Raw genomic sequence first — 16,625 nt, forward strand, 5'->3', positions numbered from 1 at the left:
TGTGGCCCCGCTCGTGCTCGGACGGTGAGCACCCCCGGCCTTCATCGCCATCGAAGGCCAGGGGTGCAGCGGCAACCGGCCGCCGCTCAACGCCTGCGGTAGTAGCTGTTCTCGCAGCCGTTGGCCCGGGTGGCGAAGACCGTCCTGCTGGCGGCGCCAGAGCTCCACTTCGACTGGAACGCCTGGCAGCGGGCCTCCGGGTACTGGTAGCAGGTCAGCGGGAAGATGCAGTCCATGATGTCCCGGATGTGGTTCTCCATGGCCGTGGTGAAGCCGACCGCCGCCGCCGGGTTGCGCCCCGCCGCGCCCATGATGTCGCCGCCGGGCTGCGCCACGTTGACGGAGATGCGCCCGCCGTTGGTGTGGCCGAGGTAGCACCCCGTGTTGCCCGTGCAGCCCAGGCCGATGTTGTACTTCGTCACCGACGCGGGGATGCACGTGCGCCCGCCGTAGTACGCCAGGTCCGGGCTGCTCAGCCCTCCCAACCAGAGGCACTGCGGGCTGCTCCCGCTCGCCTCGTGGGCCTGGCACGTCGCCGTGTCGTAGGTCCAGCAGGCCGCGTTCGGGTCCGCCGCCATCGCGGTGATGAGCTGGGTCACCGTCAGCGACGAGCTGCACCATGACGAGCAGCCGGGCGCGTCCGTGTTGGGAGGCCGCGTCGTGAGCAGCGTCGCCCTCGCGTCCCACGGCACGATGTATTCCTCGGTGAGCTGGCCGATGCCGTGGCCCAGGAGCTCGTGCTGGAGGATGCCGCGGGAGAAGTCGTAATCCCACGCGCCGGAGGATGGACGCGGCAGCTCGCCGCTGAAGCTCGTGGCGCCGTAGGAGCCATACGAGCCCGTCTTGACGGAAATCTGCGCGTCGATGTTCGCGCAGTACAGGAAGCCCTTGGCCGCGCGCGGGTCCGTCGCCGGGTTCTCCACCGCGACGTAGAAGTTCATCTGTCCGTAGTACGCGTCGTACGGCACCGTCTGGTCGAGCGGCGCCGTCGGCCGACCCCCGGGCGCGGGCGGGCCACTCGGGTCCTCGAGGACGCGGCGGAGGTTGTCCTTGAGCGCGGTGAGCGACGCGTCTGCCGTGTAGTCCGTCCAGAAGGAGCCCGTCGGTCCGGCGGCCCCCGTCTCCTGGACGATGACGTTGAAGTAGTTGCGCGGGTTCCACGCCGTCTTCTCGGTGCCCACCACCTTGCAGCGGTCGGGGCAGAGGACGTTCGTCGTCGGGGACGGGTACCACTCCTTCGTCTCCTCCACCGTGCCGTTCAGCATGAACATCACGTCGTCCTTCTTGCCGGGGAAGGCGAGCGACTGAATCGAGTCGGCGGTGAACATCCGGCCGTGCTCGTAGCGGGAGTTGTTGACGACGAGCTGCGCGCTCCCGCTCCAGCCGCCGTACTTCGAGGTCAGCTCCAGGTAGTAATAGCGCCCGTGCTGGAGCGGCGCGCCGAGCGCGAAGTTGAACCAGTCCTGCTGGAAGCTGCCCAGCGTGAGGGCGAGCGGGTGGGTGCGCGAGAAGACCTCATTGAGGCAGCCGTCGAGGACGCGGATGCGCAGCCAGTCGTCCTGCTTCGTCGCGTACACGGGGCCGGCGAAGCGCAGCCAGACGTCGTCCAGGCGGTCCACGTGGTTCATGAAGAGCTGCAGGACGGGCCGGTCCGGAGTGAAGCCGACATAGGTCCGCGAGTTGTCGGGGCTGGCGTTGTAGTTGGTCCGGCTCACCGGCGCGGCCACGCTCAGCATCGGCATCATCAGGACACATGCCACCGCGAGGAAACGACGCATGGAATGACTCCTCCTTCAGGGGTGCCCACCCTGAACGAGTCCCCCGGATTTCCTTCAGCGCGATTCACTCGGTGAAACAGCGCGCTCCAGCTCGGCCAGGAGTCAGCCATGACTCGGAGGCGGCAACAACACTCCGGGGACGTGCGGCACCTGGCGGCCCGTGGATGGGCACGGACCGCGCTCGTGGCTAGAGTGTCGGCCCATTTTGTCGGCGCGTGCTCGCACCCGCATTCCAACACCCGGAATCTTCTCCATGCGCTTGCTTCACACCCTCCTGCTCCTGTTGGCCGTGCCCGCCTGTGTGACGGGCCGTGCCGCCCGCGACTTCGTGAATCCGTGCGACGGCTTCGATGCCGCCGCCTGCGCCCGCTTCGTCGCGGCCGTGCGCGGCGCCGACACGGCGCAGCTCTCCGTCGAGCAGCAGGTGGTCCGCGCCTGTCTGGCCGGTGATGTCGAGGCCTGCCACCTCCACGCGAACACCCTCATGCGGAAGGACCGGACGGAGCACGAGGAGGAGGCTCGCAGCGGCTTCATGCTCGCGAGCCGCCTCTGCGAGGAGGGCCATGCGCCTGCCTGCCTCAGCGCGGGCAGCTCGCCGCTGTGCGACGTCGCCGCGGACTGCGCCGCGCTGCTCGGACGCGCGTGCGACGCGGGCGAGGGCCGGGCCTGTACCTTCATGGCCCACCAAGGCGTGGAGGAGGCGCGGCAGGTGGCGCTGCTCGGCCAGGCCTGCTCCGCGACCCGCCCGGATGCGCTCGCGTGCTACTCGCTCGGGAGCTGGTACCGGAGCCGCGAGCCCTCGGCCCCGGAGCGCGCGAAGGCCGCACCCCTGCTCGAGCAGGCCTGCAGCCTCGGAGTGCCCTCCGCCTGCCACGAGCTCGCGAAGCTGCTGCTCGAGTCGCCCGAGGGCGCCGGGCGGGCCGCGTCGCTCCTGGCGCGCGCGTGCGCGGCGGGCGAGGAGGCCGCGTGTGGCGAGGCCTTCCTCGAGCCCTGCCGCCGGGGAGAGGCGGTGGCGTGCCGCCGTCTCGGCGCGGTCCAGGTGAAGGACGAGGAGTCGATGAACAGTCGCACCCAGGTGCTCGAAGCGGCCTGCTCCCGCGACGTGGCCGAGGCGTGTGCCGCGCTGGCCCGGCAGGGACGCGGAGGGTGGGACCGCGCCTGCGAGCTGGGGGATGCGAGGGCCTGCATCGAGGCGGCGCGGAAGCTCCGCGTGGAGGGACCCAGAGCCTCGACGGAGTGGGAGCAGCCCGGCCTCGCGCTCCTCGAGAAGGGCTGTGCCTCCGAGCACCCGTCGCGGGCCGACGCCTGCGTGGAGCTCTCGGGCCTGCTCCTCGAGGGGGAACGGACCGCCGACCCGAAGCGCGCCGTGGAGTTGCTCACGCGCGGCTGCCAGGCGGGACACGCGCGCTCGTGCGAGGCGCTCGGAAGCGCCTGGTGGTCCGCCCGAGGTGTCGAGCGCGACCGGATGAAGGGGCTCGAGTACCTCGCACGGCACTGCGAGCTCCAGCCCGCCAGCTGCGATGACGCCCTCGTGGACTTCCGCACCCACTCCCAGTCGTGCGAGGAGGGCTCCGCGCGCGGGTGCTTCGAGCTGGGCCGGCTCCTCGATGCGCATGACGAGGTGCTGAAGGCGGAGGATTGGGCGGCGGTCAGCAAGGCCTTCCAGCGGGCGTGTGAGCTGGGCGAGGCCGAGGGGTGCATGGCGCTGGCCCAGGCCTCCGTCGAGGGGCGCGGGCAGGACCGCTCGCTGGCCGGCGTCATCCAGGCCCATGCGCGCGCGTGCAGGCTCGGCGACGTGGAGGGGTGCGCCGAGGAGAAGGCGCTCGCGACCATCCAGGCGGGGTGCGCGGCGAACACGCCCGCCGGGTGCCGGAAGCTCGCCGATTTCCTGCTCGACACGCCGGCGAGTCCCGCCGACCAGGAGCGCGGGCTGAAGCTCCTGGAGCGCTTCTGCCAACAGGGTGAGTCCCAGGCGTGCCTGCGCCTGGCGGAGTTGTTCGAGTCGGACACGCAGGGCTTCGAACCCGACCTCCACCGCTCCCTGGGATACAGGGACCAGGCTCTGAAGAAGGGCGCCGGGCCCTCCTTCAAGTCCATGCTGAAGGACCTGCAGGCCCGGCGCACCCGCTGTGACGCAGGGGATGCGGAGGCGTGCGGCACGCTGGCCGAGGACTACCTCAAGTCGTTGTTCTGGGTGAGCAATCCGGCCACGTCCACGTCTCCCGACTGGGCGCATGCGAAGGCGGTGCTCGAGAAGTCCTGCACCCCGGGCCGCGCGGAGTCCTGCCTGACGCTGGCCCGCGTGCTGCTCACCGGCGCGCGCTCTGTCCGCGAGCCCACCCGGGGCGTGGCGTTGCTGGAGGCCCACTGCACGCAGGCTCCGGGTGCCTGCGAGCCCATGCTCGAGGCGCTCACGCGTGGGGAGCTGCCCGGCGCCTCTCCCCAGCAGACGCTCGGTCTGTTGCGCAAGGCGTGCGACGCCGGAGGAGGCAAGGCCTGCTTCCTGCTCGGTACCGCCCAGGAGGAAGGGCGGCTCGGCCTGAAGCCAGACGCGCCCTCCGCGACGGAGTCGTTCCGGAAGGGCTGCGACGCGCGCGAGACCAGCGCCTGCGCGCGCGTGCGGTAGCAGCTCGCGCGCGGCGCACCGCTTCCAGCGGGACGCCGGTTACTTCACCGGGCTGCCCGTGGCGGCCTCGGCTTCCGGTGTCCCGCGCGCGTGTGTCCCAGCGCGCCGCGGGGCATGCGTGTCCGCGTACCCCGTCAGCTCCACGTAGCCACGGCCCGTGAGCGGCTTCCCTTCACGCGTGCCCTCCAGGCTCACGGCGCCTTCCCAATACAGCACGCTGACGGGCAGCTCCTGGTCCGCCAGCTTCGGCGTCACCGTGACATCCAGCCCCAACTTCTCCACACGCAGCCGCCAGCGTGACGGGTACTGGCCTCCGCTGCGCGGGCTCTTCCACGTGTCCAGCACTTCGATTCGCACGTCCTCGCGAGACACCCGTGCCGGCTCGCTCGACGCCGCGCCCGGCGGAGGCACCCACGTGCCCGAGCTGAACCGGTCCGACGTGCCGTCCTTGCGGCGGAGCTGGTAGTACATCAGCTCGCTGCCGTCGGAGAGCTGCAGCGAGAACCAGTCCCAGCCCACCTGGTCCGCGCCGAGCGCGCTGGTGCTCCACTCGCGGTCCATCCAGCTCTCGCCCTTCACCTCGTACGTCCGCCCGTCCACCCGCACCGTGCCCCGCGAGGGCATCCGCGTCATCGAGTAGTAGTAGGACGCGTTGCCCCGCTCCGGCCCCTTCTGGCTCAGGCCCCTGTCTCCCTGGAGCACCGGCGGCTTGCCCGGCTCCAGCAGCAGCTCCAGCGCGACTTCATCCGTCTCCGCGTGCAGTCGCACAGGCCACGTGGCCTCGCCCACGCTGGCGGCCTCCCAGTCTTCCAGCCACACCTTGAAGGGCTTTGCGCTCGCCCCGGCCAGTTCCAGCGCGGAGCGGCTGAAGCGCTCCGAGGCATGGAACCGCCCGCCCGCCACGTCCGAGACGGTGAAGTGCCCCAGGTACACCTGCCGCGCGCCCTGAGCCGCAACGGGAGACGCGCGCTCAGATGATGCGTGAACACGCATCTAATGAGCTTCAGGGAGTGAGGTGAAGGCTCGGGACGGTTGAAGCCATGGGGCGGATGCGGAAGTCGCACCTCGGGCGGAGCGAATCGGGCAATCGTGGTCCGTCCCTTGTCACTTCGGCAGAGCGCAGGTGGCTCACTTCTGGCGAGCGTTCAAGTGACGCTGGGATAGGGCCCTAACGAACAATGTAGGCAGATGCTCGCTGAGGCGTTTCTTTATAGTTGTAGCTGCCATACTCGGAATAGGCCCTGCTCGCGACGACGTTTGGAAAATCCGCCTCGAACTGGCGCCGCGATATCGCATAGGTGGCTTGGCCAGACACCTCAACCACGAAGATGTCATCGGGCGCGAGCGGCTCGATGAGCCTCCTAATGAAGGTCAAGCGCGTTGATGACCAGCGCGCGCCGATGCGCCCGCTCGTCAGGGCTGCGCTCACCGGGGGCCCCTGCTGGCCAGACAGGGGCCTGGTCTCAGCCATTTGCAGTTCGTGGTAGAGTCGAAGCTGCTCCGCCGTGAAGCGCTCCTCGGCAATGGCGTCATCGACCTCGAAGGGGTCTCCAAGAATCTGCAACTCAAGTGCATGAGGCACGTTTCGTTGCGGATGGATGACGAAGGCCATGCCCTCGGGCGCTTCCCGGAAATCGAGATGCAGCAGGTCTTTCCCCGTTCGCTCAATCACGCGAGCGATTCGGAATGCTTCGTACATGAACGCTCTCCGAGTTCTTGGTCGTGAGCCCCGAAGATAGCGCGGGCAACCCTTCATAGCTCTTCGACGCGTGGACACCCTCCCCATGAGCCTGAGGCGACCGCTCGCCCGCGCACGGGAGAAGAGGTGCTCCCGGAGCACGACAGCCAAGCTTCCATGAGGGACTCTGCACCCTTCAGGGCGTGTCGTGCCCCCGCCGGCCTTGCCACCTGCCTTGTCCCTTGCACACAACAGGGCTCCCCGCTGTGCACCGCTAGATGACGAGACTGCCATGCCGTCGGCGCTACCTCTTCCACGGGCCCAAGCTTTAACCTCACTTCCTGACGCTCATTAGACCACGCAGCGAATGGAGAAGATTCGCAGCCCTCAAGGCAACGACGCGGAGGCATGAAGCAAGAAGCAACGGAGGTGCCGGTGCACCTCTTGGAAGAAACGCATCTGCTCAAGGAGATGGAGGCGAAGCTGCGGCGGGAGGCCGAGGTGGGCAAGAGCTTCGGGAAGGTGGACCCAGACAGCGCGCAGGCCGTGCCCACGCCCGGGTCGGCCGGTACACGGCGACCTACAAGACGCGGCAATGCCCCGTCGAAATTGAGCGCAGCCTGTAGCGGCAGGTGGGGGTGAGGGGCGGCCCCTCGGTGGACACCGTCAGCAGGCGTGCCGGGTGCGTGGCCGACGGCTGGTTTCCCGAGGCCGCGGTGCCCATGGAAGCGGCCAATGGGCCTGCCTCGCAGGGACGCCCCCACGCGGCCGGTGGACGTCGTCTGGCGCATGGCCACCGCCTGCCTCACCCCCCTGACGCGCAGGGCGAAGCGCTGGGCGCCATCCGCTATGGACGGATGCATCAGGGCAGCAGCAACGTGGATGCCACCTGCAAGTCGCTGGTCGCCCTGCGCATGAAGCGCCCGGGGGCGCGATGGAAGGAGGAGCCCGGTCAGCGCATCCTGGACCTGCGTGCGCTGGTGCTCTCGGACAGTTTGCCGCGATGAACACCACGCTCGCGCCGCTGCATGCCGAGGTGCAGCGCGCCGCGTGCTCTGAATGAGCGCCAGACCCGCTTCACCACGCACACCAGCTTGTCCATGTTCTGAGTAGCGGCGTCCGTGCCGCCGGCCCGTGGGCAGCTCAGACACCGTCGAAAAGGAACGTTCATTCCAGGCATGCCACGTCTTGCCATCAGGGTCGATACCACCCCAGGGGTATGGGCAGGTTTGTGGTGAAAGGGTTCATTTGAAATGCTGGTGCCCAGTGAATCCTGACCCTCGTTTGCCTCCCCGTCGCTGGTTCATCGATTCGGATGAGCTGCGCATCGACCTGAGCAACCTTCCGCGCGAGCTCGCCTCACGTGTCGCGCTCCGCGAGGATGAGTGGAAGTCCCGAGGGTGGCGCGATGAGCGCCACGCGCGCTTCTCTATGAGCCAGTGGGTAGCGCTTGGCCGGCCCGTGGAGGGCGGCGCGGACGAAGATGAGCGCACCAGCCTCCAAGAGGAGTGGGTCACCCTCCAGCACCTGTTGATGGACCTGCTGGACCTGGACCGCCAGGACGTGCGTTGCGAGGTGGTGGGCAGTCCCGGTGGTGCGGGCGCCAGGTACCGCATCCGGGTGGAGGGCGAACCGATTCCCGAGGCCCCGTCAGCCCTGCCCTGGTTCATCGCCCCGGAGGAGGGCGTCGCGCATCCGCTGACCCCGACGGCGGCCTGGGCATGCACCGAGGCTCGCCTCGCAACGCATGCCTCACGGTACGAGCAGCTTGCCCGGGTAGCGAAGCTGAGGAATGGGCTGGACGAGACCTGCCGGTTGCTCACGGGGAGGCTGCACTTCAAGCCCGAGGGCTACCTCCAGCGGTTCGAGCCGCAACCTGTCGCCCGGGTAGGGCTGCGCTGGGCGCGTGACGAAAACAACGCGAGGGCTGTCTCCCTCCAGCCTTACGCCGTCAGACCGGATGGAACGCACCTGCCGCTGCCGCTTGAGAGCGTCCAGCCCAGTGGAATCGCTGGCAATGACCCCAACCGCCCCCTGGTGCTCCCTGAGGGGGCCACCGAGGTGCTGGAGCGCCTGCGTCCCTTGCAGCACAGGCTCTCTGGGGATGTCGCGCGGGAGTTCGCCGACCCGTCGCGCCTCATTCCCGAAGGTCGGAACGCGGACCAGTTCCTGGACCTCTCGGAGTACTCGGAGCGTGTGGTCGGCTTCGAGGTGCTGCGGGGGCGACAGCCCGCCGAGCGTTCGGAGGGCTCGGGGCTGGATTGGTTCGTCTCAGTGGACGACAAGAGCGGCGCATTCTCGCTGGAGCTCCAGGTGGAGCCCGCGGATGGGAGTGGCGCGAACACCCTCCGGGTGTCCTCAAGGGACGACGCCCTGGATTTGCTGAAGCGCAATGACGCCGCGCTCAAGCTGGGCGACGGGGCCCCTGTTTCCTTCAAGGGCGTTCAGTTCCCTGCGAGCGAGGCACTGGCCAACCAGCTCCGTACCGCGCTCAAATTGCCCGAGGCGCCGACAGACGAGGCCCCAGGGAGCGGCCAGGGCCCCAAGAAGGGTGGCCGGATAGGCGCCATCGTTGGGGAGCCTGGTGCCGCGGTACCTGCTTCCGTGGATGCTTTCGAGGAGCAGCGAGTCCCCCTGTCGCGCCTTGCAGAGGTCTTGCGCCCGGGAGTGGCGCTCAAGCCGCACCAGGATGAGGGGCTCGGGTGGCTGTGGCGCCATGCCGCGTCCGGTTCTCCTGGTGTCCTCCTCGCCGACGACATGGGCCTGGGCAAGACGTTGCAGGTCGCATGCTTCCTGACGCTGCGGATGCTGGAGACGCAGGGCCCCCGTCGCCCCCACCTCGTCGTCTGCCCGACCATCCTGCTCGACAACTGGCGGGTGGAACTGGAGCGCTTCTTCAAGGATGACATCTGGCCGGAGACCTACATCCTCCACGGCGCTGGCGTGCAGGCGGTGTCTCGCGACGGAGCGCTGAACACCGCCTTCCTGGAGCGGCAGGACCTCATCCTGACGAACTACGAGACACTGGGGGCCAACCAGCGCTCGCTCCTGAAGATGGACTTCGACGTCGTCGTATTCGACGAGGCCCACAACCTCAAGAACCCCGACACGCTGCGCTCGCGCGCGGCTCGCGCACTCAAGCGCTCCTTCGCCATTGCGTTGACGGGCACCCCCGTGGAGAACGAGCTGGCCGACCTCTGGGCCATCTACGACGCCATCCAGAGCCGTGCGCCCCGTGTCTTCGACACCCGGAAAGACTTCCGTGAGAAGTGCCAGGGGGAAGGCGGGATTCGGTCGCTCCGCGAGACGCTGGGCTACCCCGGCTCGCGCTGCACGCTGCTCCGCCGGGAGAAGGCGGAGGCGCTCAAGGACCTGCCTCCCAAGGTGGCGCGGCAGGACTCCGTGGAGATGACACCCTTCCAGGCCGAGCAGGAGCGGCTCATCTCCGCGCAGGTGCCGAAGCGCGGCGCGCTGTGGGCTCTGGCCGCGCTCCAGAAGCTCTACCAGCACCCGGCGCTCCTCGACGACTCACGGAGCCTGGGCTCCAGGACCGCGCTGGAGGAGAGCCCCAAGACACGGCTGTGCCTGACGCTGCTCGAACAGATTGCGCAGCGTGGCTCAGGGACTGGCGCCGAGAAAGCCCTGGTGTTCGTCCTCTCCCGCGCCATGCAGGACCTGCTCGCCCAGCTCATCGGTGAGCGCTTCGGCCTCCGGCGGGTTCCCATCATCAACGGGGATCCGGAGAACCGCAGGTTGGCGCTGACGCACATCGGCGAGTTCTCCCGTGCCAGTGGCTTCCAGGTCCTCCTGCTGAGTCCGCTGGCAGCGGGGGCGGGGCTCAACATCGTGGCGGCCAACCACGTCATCCACTACGGGCGCTGGTGGAATCCGGCGAAGGAGGACCAAGCCACGGACCGGGCGCACCGCATCGGTCAGACGCGTCCCGTCCACGTCTACTACCCGTTGCTGCACCGCCCGGGGGAACCAGACGCGGGCTTCGACATGCGGCTGCACGAACTCGTGGAAGGGAAGCGCTCCGTGGCCCGGGAGTTCCTGTCGCCGCTTCCGGATGACGCCAGCCAGTATTCAACCGTGTTCCAGAAAGCTTGAGCTGTAAGGGGGGAAGTGAGGCATGCCGTTCTTGTCTACGCTGCTGCAGGACAAAAACCTTCTCTTCGCGCTCCTGGTGATGGTCGGGCTGATACTCATGGCCTGGGGGTTCGCGTGGAGGAGGAAGGCCACGCTCGCGAAGGCGGTCCAATCTCTGGACGACGGACTGGAAGCCCTGCTCTCGGGGGTCAAGCATGAGCCTGCGCTGAGCGGCCAGGGGAGGGCGTTGTGGCGTGCCATCCGTGAGCAGCTCGTCTTCCCGCCAGGACACCCGAGCGCTCCCGTCCCCGTCCTCATCCGCACGTCACCCTCACAGGAGCTGCGGGAGACCTGCCGCGCCCTCTTCCGCCATTCCTGGGGACATGGGCTCGGCAGGAACCTGACCGGCACTGCCCTGGTGATGACCTTCGGCCTCCTGGGCTACGTCCTCGTCGGGCCGGTCCAGGAGGCGCTGCGCGCTTCCCAGGCGACGGGCACGGCCTCCCAATCGGACCTGCTCTCCCAGGCCATCGGCAGCATGGGCGCGAAGTTCTTCGTCTCCGCGTTGGGCCTGATTGGCTCGTTCATCTTCCAGGCGCTCTCGTCCGGGATGGAGGCAAAGTTGCTCGCCCGGCTGGACGCGATGCGCCCCCGCTTCGAGAGCCTGACGCGAACCCTCGACGCGCACGAGGTCCTCCTAGCCTCCGCACGCGGTGACGCCCTGGGGTCGCTGCGGACCGAGTTGGTCCAGACGCGCAAGTCGCTGGCCGACAAGCTCGAGAAGCTCGAGAGCGTCAACGTCAGCCTCCAGGACATCGGTACGCATGTGCAGACGCACCTGGGGAACATGATGAAGGAGCATGTCGGCGACGTGCTCACGCGCCAGCTCAGCGCCGTCGAGCAGGCGGCGCGCGACATCGCCGAGGACGTGAAGAGCGCCATCGCCACCGGCCTTGCCACCACGCTCCAGCAGGAGATGTCCACCGTCCGCGAGAGCCTGCACAGCATCGAGAAGGCGCTGTCCGGGCGGCAGGAGCACGACCTGGGTCGCATCCTCGAACAGCTCCGGGACACGGTCTCCGGTGGCTTCCATTCCCAGTCCCAGGACATGTCCCGTCAGCTGGAGAGGCTGGCCGACGTGTTCCCCAGGCTCGAGGAGCAGTTCGCGAGCCTGGCCCGGACTCTGGGCGAGAATGCCCGCCAGTGGGGCAGCGAGAACCAGCGGGCCGTTGACACGCTGGCGGAGCGGGTGACGGTGCTGGTGGAGAGCTTCGACCGCGTTCGCGACGACCTGGAGACCGCCGCGGCGCGGGTGCTCAAGAACTCCACGGAGTCGTCGCACCGGATGAGCGAGGGGAACCAGCAGGTGCTCGGGCAGTTGAACAGCGCGGTGTCCGCCGTGTTGGACAACTTCAAGCAGGTGCTGGCCGGGATGAATGGCAGTACCGATGCGTTGATACGGGCTGCGTCCGCCTCCGCGAAAGACCTCCAGGCCCACACGGCGCGTCAGGCGGGAGCCCTCGACCGGCAGGTGGCCGCGTTGCAGGTCGCTGCGGACGCGGGCATGCAGGACCTGCACGCGCGCTCCGAGATGTTCTCCAAGCGCATGGAGGAGACGCAGGCGGGATTGATCGACCTCACGAAGCAGCTCCAGGCGGCGGCGGCCGGGCTCGTCACCGCCAGTCGGGGGGTCAGCGAAACGCAGGAGAGAACGAAGAGCACCTCCAGCCAGATGGCGGATGTCGCCAGCCAGCTGAGCGACGCGGCGAAGGCGCTCCAGCGTCAGGCCTCCGAGCGCCAGACCTTTATCGAGAATGAAGTGAAGCTGCTCCGCGCCCAGGCCGAGGCCCTCAACCGCGTCGACCCGGTCTTCGCGGGGCTGGCTTCCGCCTATGAGGAGTCCGTCAAGAAGCAGGTTCAGTACCTGAGCAGCAAGTGGAACGAGGTCATGCGCGACATGCAATCCGTGGTGACCCAGAGCTCGGGTGAGCTCGCGCAGGGCGTTGATGACCTCGCCGACGCGGTGAGGGAACTCAAGGACGTGATGCGGCCCCAGCCGAGGCGTACATGAGTGGTTCGGGTGATGGAAGCGAGCGCTCGCTCGCGGACCTCATGGCGGGCGTGGCGGTGGTCTTCCTGATGCTGGCGGTCATCTTCATCCTGGAGGCACGCAAACAGCAGGAGGCCGCCATCCAGGAGAAGGAGGCCGCCCTGGGGCGGGTGGACTCGCAAAAGGAGGGCGTCCAGGCATCGCTGCTCGCGTTGCGGGAGGACCTCGTCACGCTGGACGCCACGCTCGACGGAGGATTCATCTCGCTGAGCGGCCTGGACGGCGGGGTGAATTCGCTGGAAATCGAGTTCAAGAACCTCCAGTTCGGCCTGGGCCAGTGCCGTACGCCCTCGGCCTACGTGGAGCAGTTCGAGCGGGGCGCGGTTCCTCTCATCCGCCGCGTGTGCGAGGCCGTAGACGCCATGCGGGACGCGGGGGCGGAGCCCACCATCATCCTCGAAGGCCATACGGATGACCGGCCCTTTCTCGGGACCAGCGGGGAGTGCGGCGTCCGCAATGGCATCACTGCTGTCAGCTTCGAGAACAACGTGCGCGCCAGCGCCGCGCGGGCGCAAGAGGTGTTCTTCACCGTGCGCTCGCAGCTCACGGATGCGGGCTACGAAAGGGAGTGCCTGGACGCGAACTTCGTCGTGTCGGGCCGGGGGCAGACCGCGCCACGCACTGGCGTGGAGGCCAATGACCCCACCAACCGGCGGCTGGTGATTCGGGTCCGAGGGGACCTGCGACTGTAGGGGGCGCCATGGGATTGGACTCGCTGTTGGACAAGCTCATTGAGCGTCAGCGCGTCTTCGCGGCCGGGCTCGGGACGTTCCAGGATGAAACGGAGCGCGGGATGCATGCGCTGTCGCGGAGCCTGGAGGAGGCCCAGCGCCACCTGGACGAGCGTGAGCCGCTGCGTCTCCAGCGCGCCAGGGAGTCCATCGACGTGACCTCCCTGATGAGCCGGGTGAAGAGTCGCGACTTCGCCAGCCTGTCCCGCCGTGAGCGGCGCGCGGTCCCCTCGCTCTGGAGGGAGGTGGGGCTGGAGGGGATGCGCTGGTTCCTGAAGGAGAGCCCGGAGAGCGCGCTCCGCCTGGTGAGACAGCGCCTCCGTGATTGGAGCCTCGCCGAGGACGAGCGGATGCAGCTCGAATGGGCGCGGTTGGCGGCGGGGTCCCTGTCCGCCGCGCGGACGTCGCGATGGGTGCTGCCCCTGCCCGTGGAGAGCGTGCTCGGACGGCGCGGCCCGGAGCTTCTGGCCACACGCTGGGCGGAGGACTCGCTGCTTCAGGTTGTCGAGAAGCTCAGGGCCGCCGGGATGCGTGCGGGGATGGCCTACGTCGGCCACGTCGTGGCGGCGCACCTGCGACAGGGCCGGGAGGCCCAGCAGGAAGGCACGGTCAGCTTGGCGTTCCTCCTGGACGATGCACGGGGGCGGCCCTGGCTCCCGCTGTCATCCTCGGCGGGCGACACGCTTCAGGCTCCGCTGGAGGCCCGGGTCGAGGTGGTTGCCGCAGCCCTGGAATACCGGGCCCAAGGGGCATGCAGCGAGGAGGTCCGAGCCCGACTCTCGGACAGGCTCGTTTCGGGCGATTCTGATTTTGGAGACCCGCGACTCACCACGCTGACGCAAGCCTGGGCCAAAGTGCAGGAGCACTCACCCGACGCCTTCCGCGCCTTCCTCTCCGGGCTCATCCAGCAGGACCTCCAGTTCTTCTTCGAGCGGGCCATGGACGAGGAGGACCGGAGGGACTTCTGGCTGCGCTATCTCGGCTCCATCCGCTCGACGACGTGCTGGCTGGAGCCTGACGCCTACGACGAGCTGCGCCGACGTCTGGATGCGCTGCCCCCCGAGCAGCAGGCGGCCTTCAAGCGGGCGAAGAAGTTCGCCAGGGAGCGGGTCAGTGCCTTCTGTCTCTATTTCGAGCACTACGTGGTGGTCGAGTTCTCCACCGTCGGCCACGCGTCCTTCGTGTACGGCCATGCGGACTTCGAGCGAAAGCTGAAGGGCCATCGGGTGGTGTGTGCCAGGGACCTGAGTGATGGCCTTGATGGCAGGTTCCACACCCGCCGACTGGTGCACGGCCAGAATTGGGAGAGGCGGTTTGCCCAGACACTCCTGGAGCTCCGCATCGAAGCGGACCGGCGTGGAAGAAGCCCTCGGCGCTGAAGTGGCGCGGAGGCTTGGCCTGACGGCGCGCGAGAGAGGCATTCTCCCGCGCGCCGTCGTCACTTCCGGCTTCTGACTCAGGCCGGCCGCGACGGGTACGGGCAGAAGAAGTGCGGTGTGACGTCGCCACGGTGGCGGATGAACAGGAAGCCCCAGGAGGGGTTCTGGTCGTGCATCTGCTTCAGCAGGCGGAGCATCCGGTCGAAGACCCTCCGCACGTTCTCCTGCTTGGCGAGGGCGGCGTGGACGCCCCCGATGACGCGCTCGGGGAGCGTTCCAATGCCGGTGACGAGCAGGCGCCGCATCTGCGCCGTATTCGATACACGTGCCCCGTCTCCCGTGCGCCGGACAGCCGGGTCCTCAGCCAAGTCCCAGTGGCAGGACGTGCAGGCCCGGCGCGCCCGCTGTGATGGAGGGGCTGCGGTGGTGTGCGGCACGCTGGCCGGGGATTACCTGGAGCCGCTGTGGTTCGTGAATAATCCGGCAACCTCCACGTCCCCCAACTGGCGCGTGCGAAGGCGGCGCTCGGCAGGGCCTGCGCCCTGGGCCGCGCGGAGTCCTGCGTGACGCTGGCCTGCGTGCTGTTCTCCGGCGCGCGCTCCGTCCTCGATCCCACCTGCGGATTCGCGCTGCTGGAGGCCCATTGCACGCAGGCCCCCAAGGCCTGCCAGCCCCGGCTCGAGGAACTCGCGGGCGGGAGCTGCCCGGCGCCTCTCCCCAATGGACGCTGGGGCTGGTGTGCAAGGTGTGACGCCAAGGTGGGCAGGGCCTGCTTCCTGCTCGGTAACGCCCATGAGGAAGGGCGGCTGGGGCAGAAGCCAGAATCGCCCTCCGCGACAGAGTCATACCGGAAGGGCTACGACGCGGGCGACACCCGAGCCTGCGAGCGCGTGCGGTAGCCGTCCACGGGCCCCACCGGGGTCGCACGATCGGGAGCGGCTCGCGCGGCGCACCGCTTCCAGCGGGATGCCGGTTACTTCACCGGGCTGCTCGCGGCGGCCTCTGCTTCCGGTGTCCCGCGCGCGTGTGTCCCAGCGCGCCGCGGGGCATGCGTGTCCGCGTACCCCGTCAGCTCCACGTAGCCACGGCCCGTGAGTGGCTTCCCTTCACGCGTGCCCTCCAGGCCCACCGCGCCTTCCCAATACAGCACGCTGACGGGCAGCTCCTGGTCCGCCAGCTTCGGCGTCACCGTGACATCCAGCCCCAACTTCTCCACACGCAGCCGCCAGCGTGACGGGTACTGGCCTCCGCTGCGCGGGCTCTTCCACGTGTCCAGCACTTCGATTCGCACGTCCTCGCGCGACACCCGTACCGGCTCGCTCGACGCCGCGCCCGGCGGAGGCACCCACGTGCCCGAGCTGAACCGGTCCGATGTGCCGTCCTTGCGGCGGAGCTGGTAGTACATCAGCTCGCTTCCGTCGGAGAGCTGCAGCGAGAACCAGTCCCAGCCCACCTGGTCCGCGCCGAGCGCGCTGGTGCTCCACTCGCGGTCCATCCAGCTCTCGCCCTTCACCTCGTACGTCCGCCCGTCCACCCGCACCGTGCCCCGCGAGGGCATGCGCGTCATCGAGTAGTAGTAGGACGCGTTGCCCCGCTCCGGCCCCTTCTGGCTCAGGCCCCTGTCTCCCTGGAGCACCGGCGGCTTGCCCGGCTCCAGCAGCAGCTCCAGCGCGACTTCATCCGTCTCCGCGTGCAGTCGCACGGGCCACGTGGCCTCGCCCACGCTGGCGGCCTCCCAGTCTTCCAGCCACACCTTGAAGGGCTTTGCGCTCGCTCCAGCGAGTTCCAGCGCGGAGCGGCTGAAGCGCTCCGAGGCATGGAACCGCCCGCCCGCCACGTCCGAGACGGTGAAGTGCCCCAGGTACACCTGCCGCGCGCCCCACGCGGACGCGCGCTGTGGGACCTCAGGGGCCAGCGCGCTGCGGAACAAAGTGAACTGGTAGCCGAAGGCGCGCCCGTCCTCCGTCTCCAGGTTGCCCGTCCAGTACCACCACTCGGTGCGGAACTCCGGGTGCGGGCCGTGGTCCTCGGGGAACTGGAACGCGCGGGGCTCCACCGCGCGTGCGTAGCCCGCCACGCTCGTGTCGCTCCCGCCCAGTGCTCCGCTCACCGTGAGCGTCCCACTGCCCGGCAGCGGTGGCGGTGCCGACTCGCGCGTGACGATGACCACGGCCACCGCCAGTCCCACCAGCACCACCGCCGTCCCGATGACGAGCCCTCGGCCGCCGCTCATG

Annotated in this window: 10 protein-coding genes and 2 pseudogenes; 7 read left to right on the forward strand and 5 right to left on the reverse strand. The window is 68.9% G+C overall.

What is annotated here, in order from left to right:
* Positions 1-86: 86 nt before the first annotated feature.
* Positions 87-1,778, reverse strand: coding sequence for a hypothetical protein (locus OV427_RS26565; protein ID WP_267858973.1), 1,692 nt, complete (start codon positions 1,776-1,778; stop codon positions 87-89).
* Between the two features lie 253 nt (positions 1,779-2,031).
* Here OV427_RS26565 and OV427_RS26570 point away from each other — a divergent pair, with 253 nt between their 5' ends.
* Positions 2,032-4,404: a tetratricopeptide repeat protein gene (locus OV427_RS26570; protein WP_267858974.1), complete on the forward strand. Its 2,373-nt coding sequence runs from the start codon at positions 2,032-2,034 to the stop codon at positions 4,402-4,404.
* 39 nt (positions 4,405-4,443) lie between these two features.
* Here OV427_RS26570 and OV427_RS26575 read toward each other — a convergent pair.
* Positions 4,444-5,358: pseudogene (locus OV427_RS26575) on the reverse strand (lipocalin-like domain-containing protein); the annotation flags it as partial.
* Positions 5,359-5,572: 214 nt separating this feature from the next.
* Positions 5,573-6,103 carry a hypothetical protein gene (locus tag OV427_RS26580; protein ID WP_267858975.1) on the reverse strand — a complete coding sequence of 177 codons (531 nt, stop codon included), beginning with the start codon at positions 6,101-6,103 and terminating at the stop codon, positions 5,573-5,575.
* Positions 6,104-6,490: 387 nt separating this feature from the next.
* Between OV427_RS26580 and OV427_RS26585 the strand changes: the two are divergent.
* From OV427_RS26585 to OV427_RS26605, 5 genes and pseudogenes are all read left to right on the forward strand, one after another.
* Positions 6,491-7,011, forward strand: a pseudogene (locus tag OV427_RS26585) (hypothetical protein); the annotation flags it as partial.
* Between the two features lie 355 nt (positions 7,012-7,366).
* A complete protein-coding gene (locus OV427_RS26590; RefSeq protein WP_267858976.1) occupies positions 7,367-10,192 on the forward strand; it encodes a DEAD/DEAH box helicase in 2,826 nt (941 codons plus the stop codon).
* Between the two features lie 22 nt (positions 10,193-10,214).
* Positions 10,215-12,242: a hypothetical protein gene (locus OV427_RS26595; protein ID WP_267858977.1), complete on the forward strand. Its 2,028-nt coding sequence runs from the start codon at positions 10,215-10,217 to the stop codon at positions 12,240-12,242.
* Positions 12,239-12,973 carry a hypothetical protein gene (locus OV427_RS26600; RefSeq protein WP_267858978.1) on the forward strand — a complete coding sequence of 245 codons (735 nt, stop codon included), beginning with the start codon at positions 12,239-12,241 and terminating at the stop codon, positions 12,971-12,973. The genes OV427_RS26595 and OV427_RS26600 overlap by 4 nt, the downstream gene beginning before the upstream one ends.
* 8 nt (positions 12,974-12,981) lie before the next feature.
* Positions 12,982-14,391 (forward strand): EH signature domain-containing protein, encoded by a 1,410-nt coding sequence (locus OV427_RS26605; RefSeq protein ID WP_267858979.1) that lies wholly within the window; start codon positions 12,982-12,984, stop codon positions 14,389-14,391.
* Positions 14,392-14,468: 77 nt separating this feature from the next.
* Here OV427_RS26605 and OV427_RS26610 read toward each other — a convergent pair whose 3' ends face one another.
* Positions 14,469-14,696 carry a hypothetical protein gene (locus tag OV427_RS26610; RefSeq protein ID WP_267858980.1) on the reverse strand — a complete coding sequence of 76 codons (228 nt, stop codon included), beginning with the start codon at positions 14,694-14,696 and terminating at the stop codon, positions 14,469-14,471.
* A gap of 258 nt (positions 14,697-14,954) precedes the next feature.
* Between OV427_RS26610 and OV427_RS26615 the strand changes: the two genes are divergently transcribed.
* Positions 14,955-15,290 carry a hypothetical protein gene (locus tag OV427_RS26615; RefSeq protein WP_267858981.1) on the forward strand — a complete coding sequence of 112 codons (336 nt, stop codon included), beginning with the start codon at positions 14,955-14,957 and terminating at the stop codon, positions 15,288-15,290.
* A 74-nt stretch (positions 15,291-15,364) separates the two neighbouring features.
* Here the strand turns inward: OV427_RS26615 and OV427_RS26620 are convergent, their stop codons facing one another.
* The gene (locus tag OV427_RS26620) at positions 15,365-16,624 is read right to left on the reverse strand and encodes a lipocalin-like domain-containing protein (protein WP_267858982.1); all 1,260 of its coding nucleotides are present in this window, start codon (positions 16,622-16,624) and stop codon (positions 15,365-15,367) included.
* Position 16,625 lies beyond the last annotated feature (1 nt).

The sequence above is a fragment of the Pyxidicoccus sp. MSG2 genome, from assembly GCF_026626705.1.
GTDB lineage: Bacteria > Myxococcota > Myxococcia > Myxococcales > Myxococcaceae > Myxococcus.